Below are 12,884 nucleotides of genomic sequence, written 5' to 3' on the forward strand. Positions count from 1 at the left end.
GGCAAACTATGGGCGTGAGGGCGTATCTGGTTGACCAGCTTTGTGGGTCTCAAAGTACATCGTCGGGGTAAATTTGTATTGGATAATTTGAAAAGGTTCTTCAGGTGTCTCCCGTGTGTACGTATAGCCTTCTTTTCTCGACGTAGATATAGTTAGTAAATGACTTCCACCTCTCTTTACCCACGAGTCAACCCATTCAACAGCAACAATAATATTCTGGCGGATGATGAGATTATAAGGAGTTAGATCGACACTCACCCATTTTTGGTCTCTGTGGGCGGTAAAAAATATATTCTCGTGGAGTAGCTCAGTAGTCAGGTTGCCCGAATGGTTGGCTTGTAGAGGCAGAATGTGCAATCGGAAGCGAACACTATCAAATTCGCAAGCATCCAAGTGTAGTTTGAACTTGACTAGTTTTAGCGGCAATTCATCGGTTTCAATTGTAGTCCCCCGAAAACGACCTTTCGAACTGGAATAATCACCCCAGCCTGTGTAGTATCCACTCGCTTTTTTATTGCCAATACTAATTATTTCTCGCTTACCAACTGTGACCACTTCTTTGAGTTGAAACGGGCTGGAAACCAACTCAATTCTGTAAGCTGCATTGCTAACATTCCGCTTGACAAGGGTTTTAGACTGATACCCTAAATAGCTAATAATGATGGTGTCAGTAGGCAGGGCTTTCGTCATGTCGATCAGAAAATGCCCATTTATATCCGCAATGCCACCAATGCTTTTACCTCGCACCCCGATACTAGCATATGGTAAGGGAGCCATGCTTTGGCTATCGGTTACGCTACCAGTAAAGGATTGGGCATAGGCGAGTACCGGTAGAAATAAGAAGACAAGTGTTGAAGTTTTATTGAGTGGTACAAGAATCATAAACAAGTTTGCCCACAAGTATTCGAACCACTTATTCATAACTAATCACCTGTTGTATAAGTGGAGATTATGTTAAGCAGAGTTTTAAGAAATTCCAGCTCACTATGAAACCTACGAGAGCGAAATAAGCCAACTATTTAATATGTTAAATTAATAAGTGAAGGTGACACTATCTACACTAACTGGATTAAATTTAGAAGATTGAGTCCGCTTCACCCATGTGGGTAGTCGATGGCTATTATAACGATAGGTGTAATTCGTTTGAGCAGGGCCTTCATGACCATAGTCAAAACCATTTTCCGACCGCGTCCATCGCTCGACCTGATCTGTTAGAACCATATTCTGGCTGAAGTCCAACGTGCTAGGAAGGGAAGTACTATAGCCTCCACGAGCCAGAAGATGAACTGCTCCATAAGCTGGATCTCGACCGAATGGATTAAGTACATAGCGACTATGCTGAATCTGGGTTAATAGGGGGGCTTGTTGTTTAGTCCGAGTCGGATCAACATAAGAGAAGGTGATGCTCTTTAAATTATCGGCCGCATCATAGCTAAATGTATTCAAGGCAAACTGGGCAAACTGGCTAACTGCCGGATCGTTCCAAGGACAGGGCAGAGCAAGTACACGACCTTTATCTGAAATGCGCATAATAGGTTGATCAGCAAAGGGGTTGGGATAAAACTGGGATTGACCATAGACGACTAGCTCTCCGTTCTCTTTCCTTACTGGAAAGTTGAGGAAGTAGTTGGTTGGCTGCCCCTGTTGGTCATAACCATTCATTTGAATTGCTGCCAACTCCCCTGATGAGGAGTAGGTTATGGTGACTACTCGGTGAATAAAATTAGTGTAAGTCTCTGGCGTTCGGATGTACTTATGAAGATACCCTTGGTAGTCAAGCTTAGCCAATCGGTTGTCTGCATCGTAATAGTAGCGATACTCATAGCGATAGCCTTCGATTCCAGCTTCCTTGTAAGTTGATTGAACGACCATTGATGAAATTAAGGTACTCGAAGTTGGTGCCTTGGCATCGAATACTTCCCTATCTGTGGAGGGGTAAAGGTCAGTCAGTTTTTCAGAAGTCATAGTTTGGCAGGCTACTAATAAGTTCAGCAGTACCAAAGACAAAATTACCTTCGTCATCTCAGTCAATTAGTTTTATAATCAAACATTATGTTAATCTGCTTCTTAATTTCTCCAAAACATCAGCCGGTTATACCGTATTTCTGCGAGCAAATTAATTTTCCAGTTGAGCCAGTCCCGTTCCGACGGGGTTGCCTGTTCAAGCCTTACTTCGTAATCAGAAGCCACTTCTTTTCGGATTCGATCATACAAATCGTTACGCGCTCCGGAACGAGGTAGATCAAAAAAGCCACTATTACTGAAAAAAAGACTTGTTTTCATGTTGCTGTTCGGCTGCTTGGTTACACGTAAAATAAAACGAAAAACGCTTCCCTCCTACGCGTTCACCACAAACGTGTACGTCGCCATTTCTTTGTCGCCTTTGCGCCGGACGTCCATCAACAACGCCGGGTCGAAAATACGGTCGCGCTGGTTACCGGGTTCGTTGGGGAAGAAAAGCTGCGTAGTTAACACGCGCTGACCGGGAGCCTGCACCTTCACGTGAAGGTGACGCGTGCGACCCGGATACAGGCCGGGCACGACAGTTTCTAACTGGAAGTTTCCCCGCTTGTCGGTGTACTGATGACCGCGCAGCCGGAAGCCCCGGTTGTCGTACTCCCCCGCGTCGTCGGCCTGCCACCAGTCGAGCAGGGCACCCGCCACGGGCTGGCAATTGGTGTTCAGCACCCGCCCGTTGAGCATAACCACCGTTCCGGCCATGTCCCGGTCGAGCAGGGTGCTGCGTTCGGGTGAGCGGGGCGTGAAAAACGGGCCTTCCGTCAGCGACGGTGTTGGTTCGTCGTGGTCATCGCAGGGGGGCGTTGGCTGTAGGGTTTCTGGCGACCGGCGGCCAACAGCCGAGAAAAAGCTGAGCAGCGGCAAAGCACTGAGCAGGGCAAAAAATCGGCGTCGGGTGGTTTCCATCAGGTTTGAGATTGATTTATAGTAAATTCCTAAAGTCTTCCAATTTCCTTGATACGAAACGCCAGATACGTGATCTGGAACATGCCCTCATGCGTGGGTCGGGTGCCTTCGTTGACCCGAATGGCCCCGGTCGCCCCAATTTTAGCGCAGGCATTTTTAACGTCCCGCTGTATTTCAATGTCGGAGTACGTCGTCGGAAATTTAACGGCCACCGTGCCCAATCGCTCGGCATCGGCCGGGATGTCCCGTTCCAGCAAATAAATCGCCACCTGATCGAATGCCACTGGCTCGTACATCTTCTGGGGATCGAATAGGGACACGCTCGCCGTAGCGCAGCCGAATAACCACAAACATTGTAACAAAATAAGCGCCTTTTTCATGGATGGTAGAAGCTATTGAGATTAAACAAATTGAACGCCGAATCCCTGTTTACGTTAGTTGGTCCGGGCTGTGCTGTTGTGCGTCGTAGCAAAATCGCCTTTCGCCCAGCGTGGTTGACCAATGGTGGTCTTTTCAATAATGTACTGGCCTGTTTTCGTATCCAGGATGACGATGCCACTTTCGCCAGAAACTGCCTGATACCGACGCACCTCATCGACTGCGTTATCGCGTGGTTGGTCGGCGTTGTTAAAGTTAGACAATAGGCAAATACAGAGTACACCGACTGCGCCTAAACAGAGCGATTTTAGGTCAATTGTGATGGTTATGTTTTTCATAACGATGTTTGGTTTATGTAGTCTTAAAAGCTGATGATTCACAACGACTACTGATGGTTGCTTTTCAGAAATAAAACCAACGTTGATGCGAGCCAAAAAACACGAAAAGATGCACCAAAATAACTGTTAGTCAAACAGTTGCACATTGATACTGGCGAACCATTTGCCCAGTGCAGACGTTAATTCGGTACCCTACTCAACCAGCCTTTCATGCCCGATTTCAATCCGAGTATTATCCTGTACACCGCCGATGCGCTCAATGACCGGGGCGAGGCCGTCATCGCCAACTACCCCGACGCCGAGACGCTCCAGGTGACTCAGCACAACCGCCTGCCCGAACTGGGCATGAACCATTTTAAGGTCAAGTCCGACGTGCTGGTGCTGGGTACGCTCAAGTCGAAAGAGATTAAATGGAGCGGTCGCAGTTCGGATTATATTGCGCCGAGTCTCGCCAATGGCTGCTTCGGTGGGTGCGCGTACTGCTACGTTGACCGGCACAAGAAGGTCAATCCCATTACGCTGTTTACCAACGTCGAAGACATCATGGCAACGGTAGACAAACACGTTCATTCGTTGGCCTGGCCCAAGCCCGCCAACCAGACCGACGCCCAGTTCTGGACCTACGACATTGGCTGTAACTCCGATATTTCAGTCGATTACAGCCTGTCCGACGGTATCCGGCAGGTGTTTGAATTTTACCGCGATCACCCCCGCGCCAAAGCGACCTTTGCCACTAAATTCGTGAACCGCGACCTGCTCGATTTCGATCCGCAGCGTAAGGTGCGCATTCGGTTCAGCCTGATGCCCAGCCACGTTAGCAAGTTAGTCGACGTGCGCACGGACAGCATCGAAAAGCGCATTGCGGCCATCAACGACTTCTACGACGCTGGCTACGATGTCCACGTCAATTTCTCGCCCGTTATCGTCTACGGCGGTAAGCAGTGGCGCGACGATTACCGCGACCTGTTCAGGCAGTTGGACGCTGAGTTACGGCCCGAAGTGAAAGCGCAGCTACAGTGCGAAGTGATTTTCCTGACCCACAATCAAGGGCAGCACCAGGCTAATTTAGCTATCAACTCCAAGGCCGAAGAGTTGTTGTGGGTGCCGTCCCTACAGGAGAGCAAAGTCAGTCAGTATGGTGGCTGGAACATCCGATACGATCATCAGCTTAAGAGCAAGATGGTCGATATATTCAGCCGGATGGTGGCGGAGGAGATTCCGTGGTGCGGGATTCGGTATATATTTTAGCGGGAGAAAAGGACCGGGCCGCCGATGCGGGAGGGGGCGAAGGGAAAGAGAGGACTGGCTATCGCGTTCCTTCTCCTCCCCTTCGTCCCCCTCTCCCTTTTTTCCCTTAATTAGAGTGTCCGCCTTTGGAGCCGCCGGTCGAACTACCCGCGCTGCTCGATCCTTTCGATTTTTTGCTGCTCTTGTGCGAGGTCGAACTGCCACCCGTACCCGTGCTGCCGTGGCTCGTGCCGTTGTCGCCCCCACCCACTTTCTGATCTTTGTACTCCTCTTCTACTTTCTCTATCGTTTTGTCTGCCATAACGTTAACCAACACCCGGTTGGTGATTAAGTGTTTATTCTGGTAAACAACCCGGATAGGTAGACTGATGTTTGCAAAAAAACGCTCACCGATATTAGTGAGCGTTTTTTCAGGCGTTTTCGAGCGGCCCCACGTGGACCGGTAGTAGCTGGGCATATTCGTCCGGTTCAAACAACCGCGACCGAATCAGGAAGCGAAGTCCCAGCGGAATTTCGATGGAGAAGCTGGCCCCCCGGCCGGGTGTGACATCGATGGTCAGGTGCGTGTGTTTCCAGTACTCAAACTGATCCTGCGCCATGAAAAAGTCGCAGCCGTAAATCTGCCCCAGCCAGACATCGGACTGACCGATAATGAAATCACCTTTGGCAAAACACATCGGCGAGGAGCCATCGCAGCAGCCTCCACTCTGGTGAAACATCAGCGGGCCGTGTTCAGCCCGAAGGCGGTCAATTACCTCGGCGGCTGCTTCGGTCAGGTCAATGCGGGAAACGGGGTTGTCCGTCATACGTTGTGAAAAGTAAGTTTAATGAGCAAACGATAGAAAGAGTGAATGAGCGAACACAAGCTACCGCAGCTATTCGCTCATTCACTCTTTCTATCGTTCATTCGTTAAAAGAAGCCTAATTTCTGCTTGCTGTACGAGATCAGCATGTTTTTGGTCTGGCGGTAGTGATTGAGCATCATCAGGTGATTCTCCCGACCGAAGCCCGACTTTTTGTACCCGCCAAACGGCGCGTGTGCCGGGTAATTGTGGTAGCAGTTCACCCACACCCGACCCGCCTGAATAGCGCGGGGCAGTTGATAGATCTCGTGGGCGTCGCGCGTCCAGACGGCCGCTCCTAAGCCGTAGAGCGTATCGTTGGCCAGTTCGATGGCTTCTTCGGTTGTCTTAAATGTCGTCACCGAAACCACTGGTCCAAAGATCTCTTCCTGAAAAATCCGCATCTTGTTGTGGCCCCGGAAAATGGTTGGCTGAATGTAGTAACCCCCTTCGGCACCGTCCACGTGGGCGGCTCCGCCCCCGGCGAGTAACTCAGCCCCTTCCTGCTTGCCAATGTCGATGTAGGACAAGACTTTCTCGAATTGGTCGTTGCTGGCCTGAGCGCCCATCATCGTTTCGGGATCGAGCGGGTGGCCCATTTTAATGGCGTTCGTCCGTTCGATGACGCGCTCCATGAAGCGGTCGTAAATGTCTTCGTGAACGATAATCCGTGAGGGACAGGTGCAGATTTCGCCCTGGTTGAGCGCAAACATCACCGCTCCTTCCACGCACTTGTCGAAGAAATCATCGTCGGCGTCGCCCACTGATTTCATGAATACGTTCGGCGATTTACCACCCAGTTCCATCGTGACGGGAATCAGGTTCTCCGACGCATACTGCATAATCAGGCGGCCCGTGGTGGTTTCGCCGGTGAAGGCTACCTTGGCGATGCGCTTCGACTGCGCTAATGGCTTGCCCGCTTCCGGTCCGAACCCATTGACAATGTTCAGCACGCCGGGCGGAATGAGATCCCCAATCATTTCCATCAGAATGAGGATCGACGTTGGCGTTTGCTCGGCTGGTTTCAGCACAATGCAGCAGCCCGCAGCCAGCGCCGGGGCCAGTTTCCAGGTCGCCATCAGCAGCGGAAAATTCCACGGAATAATCTGACCGACGACTCCGATTGGCTCCCGAATGATGAGCGATACGGTATCGTTGTCCAACTCACTGGCCGAGCCTTCTTCCGCCCGGATTACCCCGGCAAAATACCGGAAGTGGTCAACAACCAATGGTAAGTCAGCCGCTAAGGTTTCGCGCACAGCTTTCCCGTTTTCTACGGTTTCAACGCGGGCCAGAAACTCCAGATTCTGCTCAATGCGGTCAGCAATTTTGAGCAGCATGTTGCTCCGGGTCGTAGCCGATGTTTTTGACCAAGTTTTAAATGCCTCTTCGGCCGCATCAATGGCCAGTTCAACGTCGGCGGCTTTTGAGCGGGGAACGCGGGAAATCAGGCTGTCATCGACCGGCGAGTGATTCTCGAAGTAGTCACCACCAACGGGAGATACCCATTTACCACCGATGTAGTTTTCGTACTGCGCCTTAAAGTCGGGCCGGGGTAACGTTTTGCTGGGTGCTTCTAAGACTTCCATATAGATTGTTAGGTTTTTTTAAGTAATTGATTGCTACCAATTGAAATCTTTACAAATTTTGCCGTAATTGTACAAGCGTAATTGCGTTATAGTCTTATATACTTGCATAATTGTCCCATTCGTTCGTCATGAGAAAAGGAGGAGACGTTCTTCGCAACGAAGCGGTTAGCGCGTGGGGCAACCCAATCGACGCACTCGTCGAAAATAAACTGACGCTCAGCCACGACTCAGCCGAACTGCACCTGTACGAAACGTTTCAGCAGGCCAGCCGGATTCAACTGCGGTTTGATGCGCCGGTGATGACAAGTATGCTGAGCGGCAAAAAAGTGATGCACCTCGACAAGCAGGCACCCTTCGACTACCGGCCCGGCGAATCGCTGCTGATGCCCTCCGACCGACTCATGCAGATTGACTTCCCCGACGCTACCACCGACGCCCCCACGCGCTGCTTAGCCCTGACCATTTCAGATGAGTTTATCCGCCAGACCGTCGCCGAACTAAACGAGCAGGTAGCCCGCGTTGAAACAACCGATCAATGGCGGCTGAACACTGATAATTACCTGATGCAGAACGATCCCGAAATCAGCTCCCTAATCGACAAGCTGACCCGGCTTTTCCGCGAGAACAACCCGTTCAAATCGTTTTTTATCAGGAATACGCTGAAAGAACTCATCGTCCGGCTGTCGCAGGTGCAGGTGCAAACGGAACTGCTGACCCACACGAACCAGCACGTGAACACGAATCGGTTAGCCTACATTGTGGCCTATATTCGGGAAAACGTGACCCGCTCGCTCTCCATTGAGGAACTGTGCGACAAAGCATGCTTGTCGAAATCCCATTTCTTTCGGCTTTTCAAAAGCGAGTTGGGTGTTTCGCCCGCGCAGTTCATCCTGACCGAGCGAATTCGGCGGGCCAAAGTCATTCTCAGCAACCCGGCCAAAAGCATCACCGACGCGTGTTACGAATCGGGTTTCAACAGCCTGACGCATTTTAGCAGTGCTTTCCGGTCGGTGGAGCGAATGTGTCCCCGGCAGTTTAAACGGCAACTTTTTGTTGCAAACTAACCGCGCAAGTACCCGTCGTTGCGGGCGATTGCCTATCTTTGGTTAGTGATGACGACAAAATCTACTCAGAAAGCCGTACTAACCGGGCAAACGCTTGACTTCTTAGCCGACCTGGTCCAGAATAACCACCGCGACTGGTTTCACGCCAATCGCAGCCGCTACGATGCCGCCAAAGCCGAACTCTGTGGTGTGGTGGAGCGGGTGCTGACCAGCATGAGCGCGTTTGAGCCGCTGGCCAACACGGCCGTTAAGGATTGTATCTTCCGAATTAACCGGGATATCCGGTTCACGAAGGACAAAGCGCCTTACAAACCAAACTTAGCCTTTGCTATTGGTCCCGGCGGGCGGCACTCCGGCCGAATCGACTATTACGTGCACATTCAGCCCGGCAATCAGTCGTTTCTGGGAGCGGGCATGTGGCAGCCAACGCCCACTAATCTGGCCAAATTCCGGCAGGAAGTCGATTACAACGTCGCTGAATTAAAGGACATTATCGAAGCCGATGCGTTCCGTACGTATTTTCCCGAGGCATCCGGCGAGGTGATGAAAACCACACCCAAGGGCTACCCTGCCGACCACCCCGAGATTGAGTTGCTGCGCCGGAAAGAATTGTTTTTCATCCACCGCTACACCGACAAAGAGGTGCTCAAAGCCAACTTCGCCGACGAAATTGTGCGCGGCAGCCAACTCCTCAAACCTTACTGCGATTTGCTGAATTACCTATTTTTTGACGAAGAAGAGCAGCCTGTTACTTTATGAGTTAAACGCTTTGTCTTACTTACTATGAAAACGTATTTCGTCCTCTTAATCAGCTTATTACTGGCCCCGTTCGTCCAGGCCCAGACCACACCGGCCCCGCAGTTGGGCTATACCTACAAAGTTGATACGGGCGTTGCCGGCAAGCAGGTGTACATCAGCGGTCAACGGCCATTCAACGCGAACGGCGAACTCGTTGGCGCGGGCAATTTGTCGGCTCAGACGCAGCAGGTGTTCGAAAACATAGCTGCGGCCCTGGACCGGGTCGGCATGAGCATGAACGACGTGAAACAGGTTACGTATTTGCTCAAAGGTACTTCCGGGCTGGTGAACGTTGCCGATTCGCAGCAGGCCTCCAGCGTTGGCACCAGCTTTTTTGGGCAGGCCGCTCCCGGCATTCAGGATGTTAAAAGCATCGAGAAAATTGCCCGCGACGACGTTCTTGTTGAGGTTGAAGTGATTGCCATTAAAGACTGAGCAGCCATTTAAACGACTGTATCAGCCCACCCCTTCAGGTGTGGTTTTTTTGTATGTTCACCCAATCAGGCGAAGAAGCTGGGGCGCTGGAATTCACTTGCCTTCTGCCAGTCCGCATCCCGACGGCGTAATGCCTCAACAATTGTAATAATGTGGTCGCCCAACTTGCCCTGCCCTTCAATACCGGCCTGATTATAGTCGCGCTGACGGGTTGGTTCCCACTCGAACAGTTCCGTTTTTGCGTCGTAGATACCAATGGGCGTCCGCTTTTCGTCGGTCAATAATTTTTGCAGAACAGATTTGGCTTCCGAATGAGTGATACACCCAAGGTGATGATACCGCTCCTTGAGCAGGTACAAAACTGAAAAACGTTTCATGATGAGACTGATTATCTGATTCTATGTTTGTTGATTCCGGTTGTCAGCCATTAGGACGCCCAATTACAGGGTCGTCACGTCAGGCAGCTAATCCGATCAATTAAATTGCTTCTGTGATGGTTGCAACTTGTGGTTGCAGGACGTTAACCAAAAAATTACGCAGGTTACCTTCAAAAAGTTAGCTTATCGACCCGTTGCGGCCCGGTTCGTTGGTGCCGTAGGATATTAGTGGGTTCAGCTTGCGCAGCGAAGCATCTTACTGGCAGTATGTTACCTCCAAACGGCGTTGCCTGCCGGGTTAATGCTTCAAACACGTCGGCATTACGGTTGATAAAGTTCAATAAAAAGCGCTTACCTGACCTATATAGGTTATTCGCTGTGTCTTTCGTTTTATATACGTGTGTTAATTCCATTTTGTTCTTAGCGTTGGTTACTTCATTCGGTCTTAATCGATAATTAAGACCGCTTACCCATAAACCGGTAAACGGAGCCTGTTTATGGGAACAACAGGTAGAGGGCTCATCCACAGTTCGGTGCGTTCAAGCCTTCGATAAGAAAACGGAAGTGGATAATCAAAAGTTTAAACGTTTAAACCAAATATCAATTTTTGGGCAATTATCCATTTATCTTTCGTTATTTATATAAGAATAGTACAAAATGAATACCTTATTTAGACTTTTTCTGAGATTCATAATGGATACATTGTCATTTCAAAACAATCTAATGTTTAAAGGATTAAATAAATAATTGAATTTTTTGCAGAGTTATCAACTCATGGCTAAACGGACTTCATTAAAAGACATTGCTCAATCAGTAGGCGTTTCGATAGCGCTTGTCTCATACGTGCTGAATAATCAGAAGGAAAACAGAATCAGCAAGGAAGTAGCTCAAAAAATAAGAAAAGCCGCTCAGGAGCTGAACTACCAGCCTAATCGAATGGCTCAGAGCCTGAAAACGAACAAGACCCGCACCCTGGGTTTAGTAGTCGCCGACATTGCCAATCCATTTGCATCGTCCATGGCCCGCATTATCGAAGACGAAGCGGATAATCATAACTACACGGTGATTTTTGGGAGTTCGGACGAAAATCCGCAGAAGTGCCGCAAGCTGATTGCCACCCTACTGAATCGGCAGGTTGACGGCTTAATCGTTGCCGCACCGGCAGGTGCAGCGTCCCAAATTAGCGAGCTGCAGCAGGGAACCACACCGTTCGTGCTCATCGACCGGTATTTTCCCATCCTCAAAACCAACTATGTTGCATTAGACAATCACCAGTCCATGTACGCAGCCGTACAGCATCTGATTGGTTCAGGGTATCGACGCATCGGTATGGTCACGTACAAAACGACCCTTTTCCACATTAACGAACGAACAAGGGGCTACCGGTCAGCTCACGACGAAAACCAGATTCCCGTCAAGAAACGGTGGCTGAAAGAGGTCGACATGGACAACCTTGCCCACGATGTCACGAAAGCAGTTCACGAACTCACGACCGGGCCGAATCCCGTAGACGCGCTTGTGTTTGCATCGAATACTTTAGCCATTTATGGGTTAAAGCAGCTCAAGTCCAGTTCGTTGCGCATACCGGCCGATGTGGCGGTGGTGAGTTTTGACGAAGCAGAGATCAACGATTTATTCTATAGCCCGCTTACCTACATCCGGCAGCCCCTGCGGGAGATGGGTCAGTTGGCCACCAAAATTTTAGTAGAAGCCATCACGGCCAACAACCGGGTGACGCAGGCTAATCTGGAGGCAACGTTAGTCATCCAGGAATCGACCCGACGGTAGTATAGTGGATAAAGTTGTTGACGATAAATTATGTATTAGGATTTCCGCACCAGATTTTACCTTACTGCATGGTTAGTAAGAAAAAGTACGTGGAGTCCCTCATTGGTACCCCCTTCGACTACACTTCTACACACATGGCCGATCATCAAGAACAAATTAGCCATGATATAGTCAACCGTTTCTTAGGCCGGAAAAATTGCCAGCCCGCCGATTTATGGACCTTAGTACAAGCGCATCTCAATGACTTAGTCGACTCCTTTTTGCTGGTTGAACTTACTTCATTCACCAGGAAACGATGGTGACTTTATGCCTGTCGACTACCGAATCTACCACCCTGACACCGATGGAAAGACCAAAAATGATCCCTTTCAGCCAAGCCGCCGGAGCGGACATGTTTCAGCAGGCCAACACGGTTAAACAGATCAAAGCCAAGACGATCCTGTTTGACTCTTGCTATAGCCCAAACTGATTCACCGGGCCGATTGGCCATTTTTCACTACACTGAAAAGCAATCGGATGGTATCGCTAAGTCGGCAGACGGGTTATCCGCATTTGGACGACTTAGCTTTTTCGGGGTGTGCTGTCACGGCCGGGTTGTTGGTAGAATTAAAACAGGTTTCTTTTTTAGGTAGGCTCTTCAGGATAGTTGCCCCAAAGAGCGACATTGATTAGCTGATTACTAACAATTTACGAGAAGCAATAACCTGTTTCGTGGCAGAGAATAGAAAGGCGGTCCGTTGGCAGATTGAAGATTTTCATCGCAGTTTCTAACAACTCACCGGCCCGCAACGCTGCCAATGTCGCAAAGCACAGGCCCAGGGCAATCACCTGGCTTGCTGTTAGCATGCCTGGATTTTTCTTCAGATGAAAGCCCGACAAGTCATGAAGAGGATGTATCAGGTTCATACCGATTTGTTGAGTAGCTACCTCAAACTCGACTTAGCAAACCCTCATATTCAAGCGATTTGAGGATTTGCGTAAGTCCTATTTAAATAGCAATAAGAAATAAGTAATTAGGCAAATTTAGAATAGATCAACTATTTTAGCGGCATGAGCCGCAAAGAAAAGCATATTGATCTTGTTGAAGCCGAGCTGATTACCT

General features: G+C 49.7%; 14 protein-coding genes and 1 pseudogene. 6 read left to right on the forward strand and 9 right to left on the reverse strand.

The features are described 5' to 3' along the window. Positions 1-6: 6 nt before the first annotated feature. The 5 genes from ACYVHB_RS31795 to ACYVHB_RS31815 form a co-directional block, all read right to left on the reverse strand. Positions 7-921, reverse strand: a complete 915-nt coding sequence (locus tag ACYVHB_RS31795; RefSeq protein WP_461056078.1) for a carboxypeptidase-like regulatory domain-containing protein — start codon at positions 919-921, stop codon at positions 7-9. Positions 922-1,032: 111 nt separating this feature from the next. Continuing rightward, on the reverse strand, positions 1,033-2,022 hold the full coding sequence (locus ACYVHB_RS31800) for a hypothetical protein (RefSeq protein WP_461056079.1): 990 nt from the start codon (positions 2,020-2,022) through the stop codon (positions 1,033-1,035). A 315-nt stretch (positions 2,023-2,337) separates the two neighbouring features. Continuing rightward, positions 2,338-2,925 carry a dioxygenase family protein gene (locus ACYVHB_RS31805; RefSeq protein ID WP_461056080.1) on the reverse strand — a complete coding sequence of 196 codons (588 nt, stop codon included), beginning with the start codon at positions 2,923-2,925 and terminating at the stop codon, positions 2,338-2,340. A gap of 29 nt (positions 2,926-2,954) precedes the next feature. Next, positions 2,955-3,305 carry a hypothetical protein gene (locus ACYVHB_RS31810; protein ID WP_461056081.1) on the reverse strand — a complete coding sequence of 117 codons (351 nt, stop codon included), beginning with the start codon at positions 3,303-3,305 and terminating at the stop codon, positions 2,955-2,957. A gap of 54 nt (positions 3,306-3,359) precedes the next feature. Next, positions 3,360-3,641, reverse strand: a complete 282-nt coding sequence (locus tag ACYVHB_RS31815) for a hypothetical protein (protein ID WP_461056082.1) — start codon at positions 3,639-3,641, stop codon at positions 3,360-3,362. Between the two features lie 210 nt (positions 3,642-3,851). Here ACYVHB_RS31815 and ACYVHB_RS31820 point away from each other — a divergent pair, with 210 nt between their 5' ends. Then, positions 3,852-4,889 (forward strand): spore photoproduct lyase family protein, encoded by a 1,038-nt coding sequence (locus tag ACYVHB_RS31820; protein WP_461056083.1) that lies wholly within the window; start codon positions 3,852-3,854, stop codon positions 4,887-4,889. A 106-nt stretch (positions 4,890-4,995) separates the two neighbouring features. Here ACYVHB_RS31820 and ACYVHB_RS31825 read toward each other — a convergent pair whose 3' ends face one another. From ACYVHB_RS31825 to ACYVHB_RS31835, 3 genes are all read right to left on the reverse strand, one after another. Next, positions 4,996-5,190 carry a hypothetical protein gene (locus ACYVHB_RS31825; RefSeq protein WP_461056084.1) on the reverse strand — a complete coding sequence of 65 codons (195 nt, stop codon included), beginning with the start codon at positions 5,188-5,190 and terminating at the stop codon, positions 4,996-4,998. A gap of 109 nt (positions 5,191-5,299) precedes the next feature. Further along, positions 5,300-5,695, reverse strand: a complete 396-nt coding sequence (locus ACYVHB_RS31830) for a DUF779 domain-containing protein (protein ID WP_461056085.1) — start codon at positions 5,693-5,695, stop codon at positions 5,300-5,302. 104 nt (positions 5,696-5,799) lie between these two features. Then, positions 5,800-7,320 carry an aldehyde dehydrogenase family protein gene (locus ACYVHB_RS31835; RefSeq protein WP_461056086.1) on the reverse strand — a complete coding sequence of 507 codons (1,521 nt, stop codon included), beginning with the start codon at positions 7,318-7,320 and terminating at the stop codon, positions 5,800-5,802. 128 nt (positions 7,321-7,448) lie between these two features. Between ACYVHB_RS31835 and ACYVHB_RS31840 the strand changes: the two genes are divergently transcribed. From ACYVHB_RS31840 to ACYVHB_RS31850, 3 genes are read left to right on the forward strand one after another with little or no spacing between them, the layout of a single operon-like run. Then, positions 7,449-8,384: an AraC family transcriptional regulator gene (locus ACYVHB_RS31840; RefSeq protein ID WP_461056087.1), complete on the forward strand. Its 936-nt coding sequence runs from the start codon at positions 7,449-7,451 to the stop codon at positions 8,382-8,384. A 48-nt stretch (positions 8,385-8,432) separates the two neighbouring features. Next, a complete protein-coding gene (locus ACYVHB_RS31845; protein WP_461056088.1) occupies positions 8,433-9,143 on the forward strand; it encodes a DUF2461 domain-containing protein in 711 nt (236 codons plus the stop codon). Positions 9,144-9,167: 24 nt separating this feature from the next. Further along, positions 9,168-9,617 carry a RidA family protein gene (locus tag ACYVHB_RS31850; RefSeq protein WP_461056089.1) on the forward strand — a complete coding sequence of 150 codons (450 nt, stop codon included), beginning with the start codon at positions 9,168-9,170 and terminating at the stop codon, positions 9,615-9,617. Between the two features lie 65 nt (positions 9,618-9,682). Here ACYVHB_RS31850 and ACYVHB_RS31855 read toward each other — a convergent pair whose 3' ends face one another. Beyond that, on the reverse strand, positions 9,683-9,994 hold the full coding sequence (locus ACYVHB_RS31855) for a hypothetical protein (protein ID WP_461056090.1): 312 nt from the start codon (positions 9,992-9,994) through the stop codon (positions 9,683-9,685). Positions 9,995-10,768: 774 nt separating this feature from the next. Between ACYVHB_RS31855 and ACYVHB_RS31860 the strand changes: the two genes are divergently transcribed. Together ACYVHB_RS31860 and ACYVHB_RS31865 are read left to right on the forward strand one after the other, a co-directional pair. Then, a complete protein-coding gene (locus tag ACYVHB_RS31860) occupies positions 10,769-11,782 on the forward strand; it encodes a LacI family DNA-binding transcriptional regulator (RefSeq protein WP_461056091.1) in 1,014 nt (337 codons plus the stop codon). Positions 11,783-11,850: 68 nt separating this feature from the next. Then, positions 11,851-12,751 (forward strand): annotated as a pseudogene (locus ACYVHB_RS31865) (IS701 family transposase). Positions 12,752-12,884 lie beyond the last annotated feature (133 nt).

This window comes from Spirosoma arcticum (assembly GCF_054779955.1).

Bases quoted from the DNA above. Each gene is read 5' to 3' on its own strand.
- ACYVHB_RS31795 (WP_461056078.1), bottom strand. From the start codon at position 921: ATGAATAAGTGGTTCGAATACTTGTGGGCAAACTTGTTTATGATTCTT.
- ACYVHB_RS31800 (WP_461056079.1), bottom strand. From the start codon at position 2,022: ATGACGAAGGTAATTTTGTCTTTGGTACTGCTGAACTTATTAGTAGCC.
- ACYVHB_RS31805 (WP_461056080.1), bottom strand. From the start codon at position 2,925: ATGGAAACCACCCGACGCCGATTTTTTGCCCTGCTCAGTGCTTTGCCG.
- ACYVHB_RS31810 (WP_461056081.1), bottom strand. From the start codon at position 3,305: ATGAAAAAGGCGCTTATTTTGTTACAATGTTTGTGGTTATTCGGCTGC.
- ACYVHB_RS31815 (WP_461056082.1), bottom strand. From the start codon at position 3,641: ATGAAAAACATAACCATCACAATTGACCTAAAATCGCTCTGTTTAGGC.
- ACYVHB_RS31820 (WP_461056083.1), top strand. From the start codon at position 3,852: ATGCCCGATTTCAATCCGAGTATTATCCTGTACACCGCCGATGCGCTC.
- ACYVHB_RS31825 (WP_461056084.1), bottom strand. From the start codon at position 5,190: ATGGCAGACAAAACGATAGAGAAAGTAGAAGAGGAGTACAAAGATCAG.
- ACYVHB_RS31830 (WP_461056085.1), bottom strand. From the start codon at position 5,695: ATGACGGACAACCCCGTTTCCCGCATTGACCTGACCGAAGCAGCCGCC.
- ACYVHB_RS31835 (WP_461056086.1), bottom strand. From the start codon at position 7,320: ATGGAAGTCTTAGAAGCACCCAGCAAAACGTTACCCCGGCCCGACTTT.
- ACYVHB_RS31840 (WP_461056087.1), top strand. From the start codon at position 7,449: ATGAGAAAAGGAGGAGACGTTCTTCGCAACGAAGCGGTTAGCGCGTGG.
- ACYVHB_RS31845 (WP_461056088.1), top strand. From the start codon at position 8,433: ATGACGACAAAATCTACTCAGAAAGCCGTACTAACCGGGCAAACGCTT.
- ACYVHB_RS31850 (WP_461056089.1), top strand. From the start codon at position 9,168: ATGAAAACGTATTTCGTCCTCTTAATCAGCTTATTACTGGCCCCGTTC.
- ACYVHB_RS31855 (WP_461056090.1), bottom strand. From the start codon at position 9,994: ATGAAACGTTTTTCAGTTTTGTACCTGCTCAAGGAGCGGTATCATCAC.
- ACYVHB_RS31860 (WP_461056091.1), top strand. From the start codon at position 10,769: ATGGCTAAACGGACTTCATTAAAAGACATTGCTCAATCAGTAGGCGTT.